Annotated in this window: 19 protein-coding genes; 7 read left to right on the top strand and 12 right to left on the bottom strand. The window is 72.3% G+C overall.

The window, feature by feature from the left end; all coding sequences use genetic code 11:
- Positions 1-85 precede the first annotated feature (85 nt).
- The 3 genes from BN3794_RS08290 to BN3794_RS08280 all read left to right on the top strand — a co-directional run bounded on the left by BN3794_RS08290 (position 86) and on the right by BN3794_RS08280 (position 2641).
- Entirely contained in the window at positions 86-856 is a 771-nt protein-coding gene (locus BN3794_RS08290) for an NAD kinase (protein WP_066095934.1), read from the top strand.
- A gap of 88 nt (positions 857-944) precedes the next feature.
- Positions 945-1913: a 5'-nucleotidase gene (locus tag BN3794_RS08285; RefSeq protein WP_066095931.1), complete on the top strand. Its 969-nt coding sequence runs from the start codon at positions 945-947 to the stop codon at positions 1911-1913.
- Entirely contained in the window at positions 1910-2641 is a 732-nt protein-coding gene (locus BN3794_RS08280) for a spermine/spermidine synthase domain-containing protein (RefSeq protein ID WP_066095929.1), read from the top strand. The genes BN3794_RS08285 and BN3794_RS08280 overlap by 4 nt, the downstream gene beginning before the upstream one ends.
- 135 nt (positions 2642-2776) lie before the next feature.
- On the opposite strand, the gene BN3794_RS08275 is transcribed toward BN3794_RS08280, so the two are convergent.
- From BN3794_RS08275 to asnS, 12 genes are all read right to left on the bottom strand, one after another.
- On the bottom strand, positions 2777-3787 hold the full coding sequence (locus BN3794_RS08275) for an MBL fold metallo-hydrolase (protein ID WP_066095926.1): 1011 nt from the start codon (positions 3785-3787) through the stop codon (positions 2777-2779).
- A complete protein-coding gene (locus BN3794_RS08270) occupies positions 3784-4326 on the bottom strand; it encodes a DUF2939 domain-containing protein (RefSeq protein ID WP_066095923.1) in 543 nt (180 codons plus the stop codon). Before BN3794_RS08270 ends, BN3794_RS08275 begins: the two co-directional genes overlap by 4 nt.
- 394 nt (positions 4327-4720) lie before the next feature.
- Positions 4721-5407, bottom strand: a complete 687-nt coding sequence (locus tag BN3794_RS08265) for a DUF2461 domain-containing protein (protein ID WP_066095921.1) — start codon at positions 5405-5407, stop codon at positions 4721-4723.
- Entirely contained in the window at positions 5404-6855 is a 1452-nt protein-coding gene (gene sbcB, locus BN3794_RS08260; protein ID WP_066095918.1) for an exodeoxyribonuclease I, read from the bottom strand. Before sbcB ends, BN3794_RS08265 begins: the two co-directional genes overlap by 4 nt.
- Before the next feature lie 63 nt (positions 6856-6918).
- On the bottom strand, positions 6919-8283 hold the full coding sequence (locus BN3794_RS08255; RefSeq protein ID WP_066095916.1) for an FAD-dependent oxidoreductase: 1365 nt from the start codon (positions 8281-8283) through the stop codon (positions 6919-6921).
- Positions 8280-9569, bottom strand: a complete 1290-nt coding sequence (kynU, locus tag BN3794_RS08250) for a kynureninase (protein ID WP_066095914.1) — start codon at positions 9567-9569, stop codon at positions 8280-8282. Before kynU ends, BN3794_RS08255 begins: the two co-directional genes overlap by 4 nt.
- 50 nt (positions 9570-9619) lie before the next feature.
- Positions 9620-10153, bottom strand: coding sequence for a 3-hydroxyanthranilate 3,4-dioxygenase (locus BN3794_RS08245; RefSeq protein ID WP_066095909.1), 534 nt, complete (start codon positions 10151-10153; stop codon positions 9620-9622).
- 26 nt (positions 10154-10179) lie between these two features.
- A complete protein-coding gene (can, locus tag BN3794_RS08240; protein ID WP_066095906.1) occupies positions 10180-10842 on the bottom strand; it encodes a carbonate dehydratase in 663 nt (220 codons plus the stop codon).
- Positions 10843-10915: 73 nt separating this feature from the next.
- A complete protein-coding gene (locus BN3794_RS08235; protein ID WP_066095903.1) occupies positions 10916-11554 on the bottom strand; it encodes an FMN-binding negative transcriptional regulator in 639 nt (212 codons plus the stop codon).
- 9 nt (positions 11555-11563) lie between these two features.
- Positions 11564-11878 (bottom strand): hypothetical protein, encoded by a 315-nt coding sequence (locus BN3794_RS08230; protein WP_066095900.1) that lies wholly within the window; start codon positions 11876-11878, stop codon positions 11564-11566.
- A 47-nt stretch (positions 11879-11925) separates the two neighbouring features.
- The gene (locus tag BN3794_RS08225) at positions 11926-12162 is read right to left on the bottom strand and encodes a hypothetical protein (RefSeq protein WP_066095897.1); all 237 of its coding nucleotides are present in this window, start codon (positions 12160-12162) and stop codon (positions 11926-11928) included.
- A 1-nt stretch (position 12163) separates the two neighbouring features.
- Positions 12164-13564, bottom strand: a complete 1401-nt coding sequence (gene asnS / locus BN3794_RS08220; protein WP_066095894.1) for an asparagine--tRNA ligase — start codon at positions 13562-13564, stop codon at positions 12164-12166.
- A 110-nt stretch (positions 13565-13674) separates the two neighbouring features.
- Between asnS and BN3794_RS08215 the strand changes: the two genes are divergently transcribed.
- From BN3794_RS08215 to rplI, 4 genes are all read left to right on the top strand, one after another.
- Entirely contained in the window at positions 13675-14013 is a 339-nt protein-coding gene (locus tag BN3794_RS08215; RefSeq protein ID WP_066095891.1) for a HesB/IscA family protein, read from the top strand.
- Between the two features lie 136 nt (positions 14014-14149).
- Positions 14150-14581, top strand: a complete 432-nt coding sequence (rpsF, locus tag BN3794_RS08210; protein WP_066095889.1) for a 30S ribosomal protein S6 — start codon at positions 14150-14152, stop codon at positions 14579-14581.
- Positions 14582-14592: 11 nt separating this feature from the next.
- Positions 14593-14823 carry a 30S ribosomal protein S18 gene (gene rpsR, locus BN3794_RS08205; protein ID WP_066095887.1) on the top strand — a complete coding sequence of 77 codons (231 nt, stop codon included), beginning with the start codon at positions 14593-14595 and terminating at the stop codon, positions 14821-14823.
- 155 nt (positions 14824-14978) lie between these two features.
- Positions 14979-15431, top strand: a complete 453-nt coding sequence (rplI, locus tag BN3794_RS08200) for a 50S ribosomal protein L9 (protein WP_066095884.1) — start codon at positions 14979-14981, stop codon at positions 15429-15431.
- Positions 15432-15535: the final 104 nt, after the last annotated feature.

The raw sequence follows: 15535 nt of genomic DNA, 5'->3' as shown, positions 1-15535 counted from the left end.
CGGCCGTCCGTGCCGGTGCCCGCCGGGTGCCGGCACGGATGGGCCGCGGTATCCTCGGCGCACCCGCACCGGAGTCGCCGAATTGATGGACCAGCCGCGCCGCATCGCTTTCCTGGCCAGCACGGTCGAGGCCGCCCAGCTGGCGCTGGAGCGGATGACCGACGAATACGGGCAGTACCGGCCCGACGAGGCCGACGTCATCTGCCCGCTGGGCGGCGACGGCTTCATGCTGCAGACGCTGCACCGCTACGGCACGCTCGGCAAGCCGGTGTTCGGCATGAAGCTGGGCACGGTCGGGTTCCTGATGAACCAGTACCGCGCCGAGGGCCTGCCCGAGCGCATCGCCCGCGCCGAGCCGGCGCGGCTGCGGCCGCTGGAGATGCTGGCGCACACCGAATCCGGCGCCAGCGTCGGCTCGCTGGCCTACAACGAGGTGTCGCTGCTGCGCCAGACCCGCCAGGCCGCGCACATCCGCATCGACCTCAACGGCCAGACCCGCATCGACGAGCTGATGTGCGACGGCGTGCTGGTGTCCAGCCCGGCCGGCAGCACCGCCTACAACTTCTCCGCCTACGGCCCGATCCTGCCGCTGGGCTCGCACGTGCTCGCGCTCACCCCGATCGCGCCGTACCGGCCGCGGCGCTGGCGCGGGGCGATCCTCAAGGCCGATACCGAGTTCCGCATGCGCGTGCTGGAGGCGCACAAGCGCCCGGTCAGCGTCACCGCCGACTCGCACGAGGTGCGCAACGTGCTGGAGGTGGTCATCCGCGAATCGCGCGACCGCCAGGTGACGCTGCTGTTCGACCCGGAGCACAACCTGGAAGAACGCATCATCAGCGAGCAGTTCATGGTCTGAGCGCACGGGATGGCGGGCGGGCATGCTGTAGGCTGATGCGCGCCCCTGGTTGCGTTCCCCGTTTTCCCTTTCCGGTTGCCCCGACCCCATGTCCGACAACACGCCCCGCCTGCTGACCGTCGCGGTGACCTCGCGCGCGCTGTTCGACCTGGAAGAGGGCCATGCGCTGTTCGAGCGCGCCGGCGTGCAGGCCTACGCCGACTACCAGCGCGTCCACGAGGACGACATCCTCGAGCCGGGCATCGCCTTCCCGGTGGTGCGCAAGCTGCTGGCGCTCAACGAGGGCGCGCCGGCCGAGGCGCCGCGCGTGGAGGTGATCCTGCTGTCGCGCAACTCGGCCGACACCGGCCTGCGCATCTTCAATTCCATCGAGCACTACGGCCTGGGCATCGTCCGCGCCACGTTCACCTCCGGCGAGGCCACCTGGCCCTACGTCAAGCCGTTCGGCACCGACCTGTTCCTGTCGGCGAACCCGGACTCGGTGCGCCAGGCACTGGCCAACGGCGTGGCCGCCGCCACCCTGCTGCCGCCCCCGCCGGGCGAGCGCGCGGCCCAGGCCGCCGCCGCCCGCGGCCGCGCCGACGAGGCCGTGCGCCCGGCGTCGTCGCAGCTGCGCATCGCCTTCGACGGCGACGCGGTGCTGTTCGGCGACGAGAGCGAGCGGGTCTCGCGCGAACAGGGGGTGGAAGCCTTCGGCCGGCACGAGCGCGAGCGCGCGCGCGAACCGCTCAGCGTCGGGCCGTTCCACAACTTCCTGGCCGCGCTGCACCAGCTGCAGGAGGCGTTCCCGGCCGGGGTGCAGGCGCCGATCCGCACCGCCCTGGTGACCGCGCGCTCGGCGCCGGCGCACGAGCGGGTGATCCGTACCCTGCGCGAGTGGGGCGTGCGCATCGACGAGGCATTGTTCCTGGGCGGCCGGCACAAGGGGCCGTTCCTGGAGGCGTTCGGCGCGGACATCTTCTTCGACGACTCCCAGCACAACATCGACAGCGCCCGCCTGCACGTGGCCGCCGGCCACGTCCCGCACGGCGTGGCCAACGACCCGCCGGCGCGATGAGCCCGCCGCGGCCGGCCCGCGCGGGCGGTGCGCCCTACGTGCACCGCGGCTGGCGCTACGTGGAACTGCGCTTCCGCGAGGACGTCACCCAGACGCGCATGCTGCGCTGGGCGCCGGACTGGCTGCAGGTGGGCTACACCCGCACCATGCTGGCCGCGCTGCTGCTGCAGCCGCGGCCGGCGCGGATCGGCATCATCGGCCTGGGCGGCGGGGCGCAGGCGAAGTTCTGCCACCGCTACCTGGCGCCGGCGCGGATCGACGTGGTGGAGAACGAGGCCGGGGTGCTGGCCCTGCGCGAGGCGTTCCGGATCCCGGCCGACGATGCGCGCCTGCAGGTGGTGCTCGGCGACGGGGCTGCCTGGTTGCGCGCGCACCGGGCCTGCTTCGACCTGCTGCTGGTGGATGCCTACGACCTGCAGGGGATCCCGCCGGCGCTGTCCACCCAGGCGTTCTACCGCGACTGCCGCGCCGCGCTGCGGCCCGGCGGCGCGATGGCCACCAACCTGTACGCCACCGACCTGCGCACCCATGTGCTGCGCCTGCGCCGGGCCTTCGATGGCCGCGCGAGGGTGCTGGAGGAGCCGGGCATGGACAACCGCGTCGCCTTCGCCTGGTGCGAGCCACGCCCGGCGACCACGCCGGCGCAGGTGCTGGCCGGGTTGCCGTGGCTGGCCCGCCGCCAGCTGGCGCGGCCGATGCGACGGCTGGCGGCGGCACTGTCGCGCTAGCGTCGCCGATCGCCGGCGCGGCGATTGCCCGGCGGCAGTCCGCGTGCCGGAGCCGCCGCGCTGGGTGGCGTCGGCAGGCGCAACAACGGTGCCGGTAGCGGGGACCCGTACCCGGAGGTGGACGGCCCGCGGGCCTCAGGCGATCGCGGGATCGCCCTGGCGGTGTCCGTGGACGGCGGCTTCCCAGGTCTCGCCGGCCTGCAGCGCGGCGAAGCGGGCCGGGTCCAGGCCGCGCTCGCGCAGGGTGCGCACCAGCAGGCCCGGCGGTTCCAGGCGCGGCTCGTCGGTCAGGCGGAAAGTGCCCCAGTGCACGCCGACCGCATGGCCGGCACCGCAGTCGAGCATCGCCTGCACCGCCTCGTCCGCACCCATGTGCTGGGCGCGCATGAACCAGCGCGGCGCGTAGGCGCCGATCGGCAGCACCGCCAGGTCCGGCGCGCCCAGGCGCGCGCGCAGCTGGCGGAACGGCCAGCCGTTGCCGTAGGCGGTATCGCCGGCGACGTAGCAGCTGGCATCGCCCTGCAGGTGGAAGCCGCCCCACAGTGCCATGCGCCGGTCGCCCCAGCCGCGCGCTGACCAGTGCAGCGCCGGCACCAGCGTCACCCGCAGCGGACCGACGGCGGTCGCCTGCCACCAGTCCAGCGTATCGACCTGCAGGCCGGGCAGGTGGCGCCGGATCACCGCGTCGTTGCCCAGTGGCGCCAGCACGCGCGGCGCATGGGCCTGTTGCAGGCGCGCCAGCGTGGCCAGGTCCAGGTGGTCGTAGTGGTTGTGGGTGACCAGCACCGCATGGACCGGCGGCAGCGCCTCCAGGGCGACGGCCGGGGCGTTCCAGCGCCGGGGGCCGAGCCAGCGCAGCGGACTGGCACGCTGCGACCAGACCGGGTCGACGAGCAGGTTCATGCCGTCCATCTGCACCAGCACGCTGGCGTGGCCGACCAGGGTGACGGCCAGCGCCCGGCGCCGGGCCGGTGGCCGGATCGACGGGCTCGGCGGCGGCACGTCCCAGCGCGCATGGCGGTCGAACAGGCGCCAGCGCAACAGCTGGCCCAGGCTGCGGTCGGTGGCGGGATGGTCGGGATTGAAGAAGCGCAGGCCGTCGAAATGGTCGCTGGGCGGGCCGCTGTAGTAGGGATTGCGTTTCATCGGGAGGCGGGCAGGTGGATGTCGGTCAGGCGCCAGCGCAGGCCCTGGCGGGTGAAGACGAAGGCCGCCTCGCCATCGCCGGCAGGCACGCGGGCGAGGAAGCGGGAAGGGGATTCGAAGCGGCCATGGGCCTGCCGCAGCGGCCGGTCGGGCGTGGTCGGGGACCAGCTGTCGCCGCCCACGGTGTCGCCGCCGGCGCGTTTCCACAGGGTGCGCCCCTGTATCGCCGCGGCGAGCCCGGCCGGGGTGACCAGCGTGTCCACGCCGGCAGCGGCGACCCCGCCCAGTGCCTGCTGCGCCAGCGCGGCGAATGGGCCGGCGCGCAGCGCCGGGTCCAGGCGGCGGGCCAGCCAGCCGTCCAGATGCGCCTTCAGGTTGGCCCGCAACGCGGGGAAATCGACGTAACGCTCCAGCGCGGCCGCGTCCTGGCGGGCGATCGCGCGGTCGATGCCGTTCATCGCCAGCCAGGGACCGGCGACGCCATAGCCGGCCAGCGCCAGCACGGCGAGTACCGGCAATGTCCACCACCATTTGCGCATCGAGCGGCTCCGCAGGCGACCGCGGCAGGATACGCGCGGCGCCCGGCTGGCGCTCCCGCGTCCGGTCGCGCATTCAGGCAAGGGCCACCCGGGTCGGCGCGGGTCCGGGCCGGTACCGCATCCGGCGGATGCACACCGTCGGATCGGCGATCCGACGGCTCCTATCCGGTGCAGGGTTGTGGGAACCGGACCCATCGTGCGACGGCCGGCTGGTGCGATGGCCGATCCCCCGGCACGCCCGCCGCGTCGCCCCGGCCACGTGGCCCGGGATGCGCGACGGCGGCAGCCATGGCCGTGGTGGCTGCCTCGCTCGACCGGCGCAACTTCCATGTGCGCCCCATGCCTGCGCCGCGGCAGCGGGATCCGGCCGCGGGCGGTTTCGCCGGAAGGAACCTCAGAACTCCAGGTCCAGCGCCGCGCACAGGTAGTCCACGAACGGGCCGAGCCGGCCCAGGTCGCGGGCGAGCACGCCGCGCAGGCGCGGCCCGGTCATCGTGGCGTCGTCGAGCGGGCGCCACATCACCCAGTTGCGCTGCTTGAGATCCTCGATGAACGCGAAATCGGCGGGGAAGCCGCGCGGGGTACGCACCATCTTCTCGCTCTGGTCGAGGTCGAAGGCGCGGCGGAAGGCCGGGTCGTGCGCGGCCGCCTTCCAGCTGCCCGGGTTGTCGAAGACGAACTGGCGGATGCGGCGCTGCACGTCCGGTTCCGGATGCCAGATGCCGGCACCGACGAAGCTCTCGCCCGGCTGCAGGTGCAGGTAGAACGAGGGCGCCGGCACCTCGCGGCGGCGCGCGTGGAACAGCCGTGCGCCCTGCCAGGACTTGTACGGCGACTTGTCGTGGGAAAAGCGCGCATCGCGGTAGATGCGGAACAGCGAGCCGCCGTTGCCGCGCGGATCGGCGCGGAAATGCGGGCTGACCTCGGCCAGCGCCGGCTGCAGGTCGGCGATCAGCTGCAGGAACGGCAGCCGCACGTGCTGCTCGTAGTCCTCGCGGTGGGCGTTGAACCAGGGTTTCTCGTTGTGCAGCGCCAGCCCGCGCAGGAAGCGCAGGCTGGCATCGGTGAAGTAGGCGCTCATAGGGTGCGTTGCAGGTCCAGGTTCCAGGCGGCCAGTTGGTCGAGCAGGTGCAGGGCCCCGGGATCGCCGGCACGGGCCTGGCGCAGTTCGGCGATCTGGGCGGAGGACTGTTCGAAGGTCAGCTCGGACAGGCCGTGGTCCTCGGTCAGGCGGCGACGGCGGTAGGCGTCCCAGCGCCCGCGCTCGGCCGGGTCCAGGGTCTGCGGCCAGTTGCGCGCGCGGTAGCGGAACAGCAGCTCGGGCAGGCGCGGGTCGCGGAAGCGGCCCTCCAGCGCGGCCAGGTCGGCCGGGGCGGTGGCGCGCACCAGCGGCATCAGCCGGCGGTCGGCCTCGTCCAGGAAGCCGTCGTACAGGGCGCCGTCGACATCGCCGGCGGCCAGGCCCGCGCGCGGCTGCGCGTAGACGCGGCGGACCTTCTCGGCCAGTGCCGGGCCCACCTCGCGCAGGCGCGCGGCACGCGCCTCGATCTGCGCCGGATCCAGCCCCAGGCGCTGGAAATCCGGGGCGCGCAGGTGCTGCCAGGCGGCCAGGCCGGGCACCTTGTTCAGGTGCACCTCCTTGAGCGGGATGCGCTGCTCGCCCTCGGGCAGGTCGGCGGCGCGCACGTACAGGCGCTCGGCGATCTCCTCGGCGGACAGGCGCAGCAGCGCGTCGACGTCGCCGAGCAGGTCGAACACGATCACCCGGCTGTCGATCAGCGGATGGCGCGCCAGCGGCAGTACCGGCGCCGCGCACAGCCGCTCCACCGGGTAGCGCTGGGAAACATGCAGCACCGGCTGCATCGCCACCGTGTCCAGCAGCGAGGCGGCGAAGCGCTTGTCGCGCAGGCGCAGGGCGTAGTCCCACATGCGCGGCTGCGCGCGGCGGAACAGGCGCGCCAGGCCGACGGTGGCGTACACGTCCGACAGCGCCTCGTGGGCATCGCCCTCGCGCACGCCGTTGGCCGCGGCCAGGTGCTCGAGCTTGAAGGAAATGCCGCGGCCGTCCTCGCGCTGCGGCCAGACGATGCCGTCCGGGCGCAGCGCGTGCAGCAGGCGCAGCATGTCCAGCAGGTCCCAGCGCGAGTTGCCGCCGCGCCATTCGCGCTCGTAGGGATCGTGGAAGTTGCGGAACAGGCCGTGGCGCACGAACTCGTCGTCGAAGCGCAGCGTGTTGTAGCCCAGCGTGCAGGTGCGCGGGCGCCCCATCAGCTCGGCGATGCGGGCGAAGGCCTCGGCCTCGTCCACGCCCTCGGCCAGCGCGCGCTGCGGGGTGATGCCGGTGACCAGGGTGGCGTAGGGCGAGGGCAGCAGGTCGTCGGCGGGCTTGACGAAGAAGCTGGTCGGCTCCTCGATCACCTCCAGCGCCGCATCGGTGCGCACCGCGGCGAACTGGGCGATGCGGGTCCTGCGCGGATCCTGGCCGAAGGTCTCCAGGTCGTAGAACAGGAAGCTGTCGCTGTCGGGCATCGGGGGAGGCACCGCGGTCATCGGAAAGTGTCGGAATACATATGGTGGCGCCGGGGCGCCGCGTCAATGCGCCCCGGCCAGCACCGGCAGGCGTTCGTGCACCTGGCGCGCCAGCGCTTCCCAGTCCAGTCCGTCCAGGTCGTGGCGGCCGGCGGTGGCCTGCTCCAGCAGCTCGCGCTGGATCTCGCTGCGGCGCAGGGCCTCGGCGTAGGGCAGGGTCATGAACGTGACCATGGTGTAGTGCGGCACGAAGCGATCGGGGTGGCGCGCCTGCAGTTCGCGCTCCAGGGCGCGCTGCAGCAGGAACGCCGGGTCGTCCACCCGGTCGCGCATCTCGATGTAGTTCTCCAGCGCCATCTGCTGGATCGCGCGCGCGTCGGGCAGGCGCTGCGCCTGGAAGGCGGCGAAGGCCTCGGCCGGGTCGGCATGGGCGCGCAGCTGCGCGGCCAGCGCCACGCAATCCTCGAAGGCGCAGTTCATGCCCTGGCCGTGGAAGGGCACCATGGCATGGGCGGCGTCGCCGAGCAGCACCGCGCGCCGGTCCAGGTGCCAGCGGTCCAGGTACAGCGTGCCGAGCAGGCCGGGCGGGTGTTCCTCCCAGTCGCGGCACAGCTCCGGGATCAGCGGCAGGGCGTCGGTGAACTGGCCGGCGAACAGGGTGTGGGCATCCTCGCCGCTGCGCACCCGGGCGAAGCTGGGGGTGCCGTCGTCGGCGTTGTCCGGCAGGAACAGGGTCACGGTGAAGGTGCCGCCGGCGTTGGGCAGGGCGATGCACATGTAGCGCCCGCGCGGCCAGATGTGCAGTGCGTGCGGCTCGATGCGGAAGCCGCCGCCGGGCGCGGGCGGGATCTCCAGCTCCTTGTACGAGTGGTCCAGGAACGCGGTCAGCTCCTCGGCCGGGGCGCGCCGCTGCATCGCCGCGCGCAGGGCCGAACCGGCGCCGTCGGCACCGACCAGGGTGTCGAAGCGGATGTCGTGGGCCTGGTCGTCGCGGTCGTCGATGAAGCGGGCGTGGCCGGCGTCGAAATCCACCGTGTGCAGGCGCCGGTGGAAATGGATGCGGGCGCCGGCGCGTTCGGCCAGGTCGAGCAGCACCACGTTCAGGTCGGCGCGGTGCACCGACCAGATCACCTCGCTGTCGTCGCGGCCGTAGCGCAGCAGCTGCGGCGCGCCGTCGAGGGGGTGGACCATGCGCCCGCGCATCATCACCGCGTGGGCCATCACCGCGTCCTCCGCCCCCGCGGCGCGCAACGCCATGCGCCCGCGCTCGGCCAGGGCGAGGTTGATCGAGCGGCCGCGCTCGTAGCCGGTGACGCGCGGATCGCCGCGACGCTCGTAGATCTCCACCCGGCGCCCGTCGCGGGCGAGCAGCACGGCCAGCAGGCAGCCGGCCAGGCCGCCGCCGACGATGGTCAGCGGCCGGCTCATGCGCCGCCGCGCCCGGCCCAGGCCTCGACCGTCTCGACGAAGGCGTGCAGGTCCTCGAAGCGGTTGTACATCGGCACCGGGGCGATGCGGATCACGTCCGGCTCGCGCCAGTCGCCGAGCACGCCGTGCGCGTGCAGGTACTCGAACAGCGCGCGGCCGCGCTCGCGCCCGCCGGCCACGCGCAGCGACAGCTGGCAGCCGTGGCGCGCCGGGTCGGCCGGGGTGACGACGTGCAGGACATCGGCCAGGCGCGCCTGGATCAGCGCGCGCAGGTGCGCGTCCAGCGCCAGCGACTTGCCGCGCAGCGCCGCCATGCCGGCCTGCTCGAACAGCGCCAGCGAGGCGCGCAGCGGGGCCAGCGCCAGGATCGGCGGATTGCTCAGCTGCCAGCCCTCCGCCCCGGGAGCCGGGTCGAACCCCGGGCCCATGTGGAAGCGGGTGTGCTTGTCGTGCCCCCACCAGCCGGCCAGCCGCGGCAACGCGGGATCGCGGGCGTGGCGCTCGTGGACGAAGCAGCCGGCCACCGCGCCCGGGCCGGCGTTGAGGTACTTGTAGTGGCACCAGGCGGCGAAATCGGCGCCGCTGTCGTGCAGGGCCAGCGCCAGGTTGCCGGCGGCGTGGGCCAGGTCGAAGCCGACGCGGGCGCCGGCGGCCCGGGCCAGCCGGGCGACCTGGGCCAGGTCGAAGGCCTCGCCGGTGCGGTACTGCACGCCCGGCCACAGCACCAGCGCCAGGCGCGGGCCATGCACGCCGATGGCGCGCTCGATGGCGCCCATGGAGATCGTGCCGTCCGCTTCGTCCGGCTCGACTTCGACCAGGCAGTCGGCCGGGTCCAGGCCGTGCCAGCGGATCTGCGATTCCACCGCGTGGCGGTCGGAGGGAAACGCGCCGGCCTCGATCAGGATCGCCGGGCGCTCGGCTGTGGGCCGGTAGAAGCTGGCCATCATCAGGTGCAGGTTGGTGGTGAGCGAGTTCATCGCCACCACCTCGACCGGCTTGGCGCCGACCACGCGCGCCAGCGGCTCGGTGACCAGCTCCTGGTAGGTCATCCACTGCGCCTGGCCGGTGAAATGGCCTTCCACCGCCAGCCCGGCCCAGTGGTCGAGCACCTCCTGCACCATCGCCGCCGCCGCCCGCGGCTGCAGGCCCAGCGAATTGCCGACGAAGTAGTGCTGCTCGCCCTCGCCGTGGCGCGGGAACAGGAACTGCGCGCGCAGGGCGCGCAGCGGGTCGGCGGCGTCGAGCGCCAGCGCGTGCTGGCGGGAAAGCGGTTCGGCGGGGGACATGGCGGGCCGTGCGGCGGGAAACCCGCGCAGTCTACCCGGCGCTCCGGCCCTCAGGCCGGGTCGAGCGCGGCGTAGCGCCCGGGCGCCGGGTGCAGCTCGCCGCAGGCCTGGCAGGTGCGCAGGGCCCGCGAGCGGTAGAAGCGGTCGAACACCGGCGGGAAATCGGTCTCGATGTCGCGCAGCGGGAAGTACGCCTCGTACAGCAGGTGGTTGCAGGCCTCGCAGAACCACAGCAGGCCGTCGTGCTCGTGCGGCAGGCGCCGGCGCTCGACCACCAGCCCGACCGAGTCGGGCATGCGCTGCGGCGAGTGCGGCACCTTCGGCGGCAGCAGGAATACCTCGCCGGCCCGGATCGGGATGTCGCGCGGCGCGCCGTCCTCCTGCACCCGCAGCACCATCTCGCCCTCGATCTGGAAGAACCACTCCGGGCCTTCGTCGTAGTGGTAGTCGGTGCGGGTGTTGGGGCCGCCGACGATCATGATGATGAAGTCGTCCTGCTGGATGCACTTGTTGCCCACCGGCGGCTTGAGCAGGTGGCGGTGTTCGTCGATCCAGGCCAGCAGGTTGATGGGCGGGGGCAGCATCGCAGGCTCCGTCGGCGGGGTGCCGGTCAGTCGCGCTTGTGGTCCACGGGGATGTTCGCCAGGGCATTGGCGTAGGCGGCAGGCAGCGCCTGCAACGAGTCCACGTCCATGCCCAGCTGGCGCACCAGGCCGTCGAACAGGCTGTAGCACCAGGCGTGCAGCTTCAGCGTCTGGCCGCGCGCCCAGGCATCCTGCACCACCGTGCTGTGGCACAGGTTGACGGTCTGCTCGATGGCGTTGAGCTCGCACAGGCGGGCATGGCGCAGCTCCTCGCCGGGCACCTTCGCCAGCAGCGCGGCGTGCTTCTCGCGCACGTCGCCGACATGGCGCAGCCAGTTGTCGGCCAGGCCCACGCGCTGGCCCACCAGCGCGGCGTGCACGCCGGAGCAGCCGTAGTGGCCGACCACCAGGATGTGGCGCACCTTGAGCACGTCGATGGCGAACTGCACCGTGGACAGGCAGTTGAGGTCCGAGTGCACCACCACGTTGGCGACGTTGCGGTGGACGAAGACCTCGCCCGGATCCAGGTTGAGGATCTGGTTGGCCGGCACGCGCGAGTCGGAGCAACCGATCCACAGGTACATCGGCGACTGCTGCTTGGACAGGCGCTCGAAGAAGCCGGGATCCTCGCGCTGGATGCGCTCGGCCCATTCGGCGTTGTTCTTGAGCAGTTGCTTGAGTTCTGGCATCGGGGATACCCCGCGGGGGAAAGGGGGAGCGCAAGGGTAGCGCCGTTGCCGCGGCCGCGCGATGCAGCGGCGCTCAGCGCCGGGTGTCGTCCGGCGCGGGCAGCAGCTGCGCCATCGCCGCGGCGACCTCGGCCTCGCGCCCGCCGCGTGCCTGCAGCCGGTCGATCACCGCCGCCATGTTGGCGCGCGGATGGTTCTGGCCGAGCTTGCGCTTGATCTGCACCTGCGCCACGCGCAGGCGGAAGCCGACGATGCCGGCCAGCATGCGCGTCTGGCGGATGTCGTCGCGGTCGAACCCCCAGTCGCCGCCGGCGCGGGCCTCATGCACGCGGCTGAGCGCATCGACCACCGCTGCCAGAGCGTCGGCGTCGTCGAACGTTTCCAGCGTGCCGCGCAGGTGGGCGGCCTCGTAGTTCCAGGTGGGCACGCGCCCGGCGCTGGCCTTGTCGGGATACCAGCCGGCCGACACGTAGGCATGCGGCCCGTGGACGATGGCCAGCGCGGTGCCGGCATGGCGCCCTTGCGGGTTGGGCCGCGCCCAGTGGCCTTCCAGCACGATGCCGGCGTCGTCGCGGCGATAGAGCACGGGCAGGTGGCTGGCGAACGGCATGCCTTCGCCGTCGACGGTGACCAGGGTGACGAACGGATCGCGACCGACCAGGGCGTCGAGCCGGGCCAGGTCGTCGGAGGCGAACCCCGCGGGGACGTACACCGGCCGGTCTCAGGCGCGGCCGCCGAGCGGCTGCACCATGCGCGCGACCAGCGCCTCGTCGTCGTCGGCCTGGGGCGGCAGGAGCTCCTCCAGCGCCACGCCGCGGGCGAGCGCGTCCTCCTCGTCGAGCCCGTCCCAGGCGACGAAGCCGGCGTCGAACAGGGCATTGCGCGCCGAATCGGCGCTGTCGTAGGCCAGGGTGGTGCCGGCGCTGTCCAGGACCTCGGCGGTCCCGGCGTCCTTCACCCGCAGGCGTGCCCACACCAGCATCCGCCCCAGGCTGGCCAGCCACCACTGCTCGTAGGGGCGATCGTGGTCGTTCATCGAAGTCTCTCCGTGTCGGGGTGGGCACGCCGCGGCGTGCGATCGGGTCAGGCCTGCATCCAGGCCAGCACGCGCGGCGCGGCGGCGCCGGCCAGGACCAGCACCGCCGCCAGCCACAGCGGGCGCACCGCGCGCGACAGCGCCTCGGCGCCGGCGAGCGTGTCCCAGCCGGGCGGGGCGCCATCGGCCCGCGATGGGCGCAGCAACCGCAGCAGCCGCGCCAGCCCGGCCACGGCGGCCAGCAGCGCCAGCGCCCACAGCACCAGCTGCACGGTCAGCGCCATCTCAGAACTCGGCGCTGCCCGGCGCCCGCGGGTAGGGGATGGCGTCGCGGATGTTGGACAGGCCGCACACGTACACCACCAGGCGCTCGAAGCCCAGGCCGAAGCCGGCGTGCGGCACGCTGCCGTAGCGGCGCAGGTCGCGGTACCAGCCGTAGTGCGAGGCGTCCAGGCCGAACTTGGCCATGCGCGCGTCGAGCACGTCCAGGCGCTCCTCGCGCTGGCTGCCGCCGATGATCTCGCCGATGCCCGGCGCCAGCACGTCCATCGCCGCGACGGTCTTGCCGTCGTCGTTCAGGCGCATGTAGAAGGCCTTGATGTGCTCGGGGTAGTTGGTCACTACCACCGGGCGGCCGACGTGTTCCTCGGTCAGCCAGCGCTCGTGCTCGGTCTGCAGGTCCAGGCCCCATTCGACCGGGAAGTCGAACTTGCGGCCCGAGGCCTGCAGCAGGCGGATCGCCTCGCCGTAGTCGATCTGCTCGAACGGCGCGTCGATGAACGCCTGCAGCTTGGCGATCGCGTTCCTGTCCACGCGCTCGGCGATGAACGCCAGGTCGTCGCCGCGTTCCTCCAGCACCGCCTTGAACAGGTACTTGAGGAACGCCTCGGCCACGCGCGCGTCCTCGGCCAGGTCGGCGAAGGCAATCTCCGGCTCGATCATCCAGAACTCGGCCAGGTGGCGGCTGGTGTTGCTCTTCTCGGCGCGGAAGGTCGGGCCGAAGGTGTAGACCTTGCTCAGCGCCAGCGCGTAGGCCTCCACGTTGAGCTGGCCGGACACGGTCAGGAAGGTCTCCTTGCCGAAGAAGTCGCGCGAGAAGTCGATCTCGCCCTCGTCGGTGCGCGGCAGGTTGGCCAGGTCCAGCGTGGAGACGCGGAACATCTCGCCGGCGCCCTCGGCGTCGGAGGTGGTGATGATCGGCGTGGAGATCCAGGCGAAGCCGTTGTCGTGGAAGAACCGGTGCACCGCCTGGGCCAGGCAGTTGCGGATGCGCGCCACCGAGCCGAACAGGTTGGTGCGCGGGCGCAGGTGGGCGACCTCGCGCAGGAATTCCGGCGACATCGGCTTGGGCTGGATCGGGTAGGTCAGCGGGTCCTCGACCCAGCCGACCACCTCGATCGCGCTGGCCTGGATCTCGTAGCTCTGGCCCTGGCCCTGGGAGGCGACCAGGGTGCCGGTGGCGATCACCGAGCAGCCGCTGGTGAGCCGGCGCACCTCGCTCTCGTAGTTGGGCAGCGCCGCCGGGGCCACCACCTGGATCGGGGCGAAGCACGAGCCGTCGCTGATGTTGACGAAGCTCAGGCCCGCCTTGGAGTCGCGCCGGGTACGTACCCAGCCGCGGACCGTCACTTCCTGCCCGGCGGGGACCTTGCCCGCCAGCGCCTGTTCAACGCTTGCCAACGCCATGTCTTGAATACCGCCGCAGCGGCCCGGATCTTGAGGGAGAAGCCGAAGTTTAACTGCGTGCACCGCCGCGCGTCCTATAATCGACCACGCATCGTCCCGGAGTCCCGCCCATGGCCGTCACCCTCAGTCCCGCCGCCTGGCAACGCGTGCAGCAGTTCGTCGAGCACACGCCCGGCGCGCTGGGCCTGCGCTTCGGCGTGGAGCGCACCGGCTGCTCGGGCTGGGGCCACGTTACCGAGCTGGCCACCGAGCAACGCCCGGACGATGCCGTGTTCGAGCAGGACGGCGTGCGCGTCTACGTGGCCGCCGCCAGCCTGCCGCTGGTGGACGGCACCCGTATCGACTTCGCGCGCAAGGGCCTGAGCCAGACCTTCGTGTTCGACAATCCCAACGCCACCGCCGAGTGCGGCTGCGGGGAGAGCTTCACCGTCGAGGCCGACAAGGCCTGACCGCCCGCGCTTGCGGCCGCCCCGGGCGGCTGCCATAATCAGCGGCTGCCCGCGCCATGCGGGTTTCCTTGCTCCACCGCCATCGTCGCGGGGGGCTGTCCGGCCCCTAGGGGCCACATCCGAAAGGTAGAACCACATGAGTCGTCATTACGAAATCGTGTTCCTGGTCCACCCGGACCAGAGCGAACAGGTGCCGGCGATGATCGAGCGCTACAAGACGCTGGTCGAGAACGGCAACGGCACGATCCACCGCCTGGAAGACTGGGGCCGCCGCCAGCTGGCCTATCCGATCCAGGACCTGGTCAAGGCCCACTACGTGCTGTTCAACGTCGAGGCCGACCAGGCCGTGCTGAACGAGCTGGTGGAGCTGTTCCGCTTCAACGACGCGATCCTGCGCCACCTGGTGATCAAGCGCGACGAGGCCGACACCGAGCCGTCGTTCATCATGAAGAGCAAGGACGAGAAGGGCGACAAGCCCGAGCGCGCCGAGCGTCGTCGCCGTGACGACGAGGAAGGCGAGTCCTCCAACGACAACGAGGCCGACGGCGACAACGCCGCCGCGGCCTGAGGAGCACACCCATGTCCAAGTTCTTCCGTCGCCGCAAGTTCTGCAAGTTCACCGCCGAGGGCGTGAAGGAGATCGACTACAAGGATCTCAACACCCTGCGCCAGTACATCACCGAGAACGGCAAGATCGTGCCGAGCCGCGTGACCGGCACCAAGTCCAAGTACCAGCGCCAGCTGGCCACGGCGATCAAGCGCGCCCGCTTCCTGGCGCTGATCCCGTACACGGACAACCACGACGTCTGATCCGAGCCCCTCGGAGGAGCCCGTGCATCCGCGCGCGGGTTCCGGCGGGAAGGCGTCCTCCCCGAGGGCCTTCCCGGCATCTTTCCCGTCCTATTCGGACAGCAATGCGTTGCGGCGGCCGCCAGGCCGTCGCTAACGAATAACGGAGCACCACCATGGATCTGATTCTGCTGCAGAAGGTGACCAACCTGGGCAACCTGGGCGACAAGGTCACCGTCAAGCCGGGCTACGGCCGCAACTACCTGGTTCCGCAGGGCAAGGCCGTGCCGGCCACCGCCAGCAACGTCGCTGAGTTCGAGACCAAGCGCGCCGAGTACGAGGCCAAGGCCCAGTCCATCCACGACGAGGCCCAGGCCCGCGCCGACAAGTTCGAGGGCCAGAGCGTGACCATCGCCGCGCATGCCTCGACCGAAGGCAAGCTGTACGGCTCGGTCGGCCCGCGCGACATCGCCGAGGCGTTCACCGCCGCCGGCCTGCCGCTGCACAAGAGCGAGGTCATCCTGGGCGAAGGCGCCTTCCGCAACGTGGGCGAGTACGACGTGCTCGTGCACCTGCACGCCGACGTCGAGGCCACCGTGAAGGTGATCATCGAGGCCGAGGCCCACTGATCCGCGGCCCCCGGGCCTGGATCGACGCGGAACGGGCGCCTTCGGGCGCCCGTTTCCGTATGGGCCCCGGCCGCGCGGCGGCGGCGACCGGCTCGGCTATACTC

Origin of the sequence: Xanthomonas massiliensis (assembly GCF_900018785.1) — a bacterium.
Lineage (GTDB): Bacteria > Pseudomonadota > Gammaproteobacteria > Xanthomonadales > Xanthomonadaceae > Xanthomonas_B > Xanthomonas_B massiliensis.
The sequence above is the reverse complement of the archived record's forward strand: the minus strand, read 5'-3'. Positions and strand labels throughout refer to the sequence as shown.

Bases quoted from the DNA above. Each gene is read 5' to 3' on its own strand.
- BN3794_RS08215 (WP_066095891.1), top strand. From the start codon at position 13,675: ATGGCCGTCACCCTCAGTCCCGCCGCCTGGCAACGCGTGCAGCAGTTC.
- BN3794_RS08255 (WP_066095916.1), bottom strand. From the start codon at position 8,283: ATGAGCCGGCCGCTGACCATCGTCGGCGGCGGCCTGGCCGGCTGCCTG.
- BN3794_RS08225 (WP_066095897.1), bottom strand. From the start codon at position 12,162: ATGGCGCTGACCGTGCAGCTGGTGCTGTGGGCGCTGGCGCTGCTGGCC.
- BN3794_RS08275 (WP_066095926.1), bottom strand. From the start codon at position 3,787: ATGAAACGCAATCCCTACTACAGCGGCCCGCCCAGCGACCATTTCGAC.
- asnS (WP_066095894.1), bottom strand. From the start codon at position 13,564: ATGGCGTTGGCAAGCGTTGAACAGGCGCTGGCGGGCAAGGTCCCCGCC.
- BN3794_RS08280 (WP_066095929.1), top strand. From the start codon at position 1,910: ATGAGCCCGCCGCGGCCGGCCCGCGCGGGCGGTGCGCCCTACGTGCAC.
- rpsR (WP_066095887.1), top strand. From the start codon at position 14,593: ATGTCCAAGTTCTTCCGTCGCCGCAAGTTCTGCAAGTTCACCGCCGAG.
- rplI (WP_066095884.1), top strand. From the start codon at position 14,979: ATGGATCTGATTCTGCTGCAGAAGGTGACCAACCTGGGCAACCTGGGC.
- BN3794_RS08265 (WP_066095921.1), bottom strand. From the start codon at position 5,407: ATGAGCGCCTACTTCACCGATGCCAGCCTGCGCTTCCTGCGCGGGCTG.
- BN3794_RS08285 (WP_066095931.1), top strand. From the start codon at position 945: ATGTCCGACAACACGCCCCGCCTGCTGACCGTCGCGGTGACCTCGCGC.
- BN3794_RS08230 (WP_066095900.1), bottom strand. From the start codon at position 11,878: ATGAACGACCACGATCGCCCCTACGAGCAGTGGTGGCTGGCCAGCCTG.
- sbcB (WP_066095918.1), bottom strand. From the start codon at position 6,855: ATGCCCGACAGCGACAGCTTCCTGTTCTACGACCTGGAGACCTTCGGC.
- BN3794_RS08270 (WP_066095923.1), bottom strand. From the start codon at position 4,326: ATGCGCAAATGGTGGTGGACATTGCCGGTACTCGCCGTGCTGGCGCTG.
- rpsF (WP_066095889.1), top strand. From the start codon at position 14,150: ATGAGTCGTCATTACGAAATCGTGTTCCTGGTCCACCCGGACCAGAGC.
- kynU (WP_066095914.1), bottom strand. From the start codon at position 9,569: ATGTCCCCCGCCGAACCGCTTTCCCGCCAGCACGCGCTGGCGCTCGAC.
- BN3794_RS08290 (WP_066095934.1), top strand. From the start codon at position 86: ATGGACCAGCCGCGCCGCATCGCTTTCCTGGCCAGCACGGTCGAGGCC.
- can (WP_066095906.1), bottom strand. From the start codon at position 10,842: ATGCCAGAACTCAAGCAACTGCTCAAGAACAACGCCGAATGGGCCGAG.
- BN3794_RS08245 (WP_066095909.1), bottom strand. From the start codon at position 10,153: ATGCTGCCCCCGCCCATCAACCTGCTGGCCTGGATCGACGAACACCGC.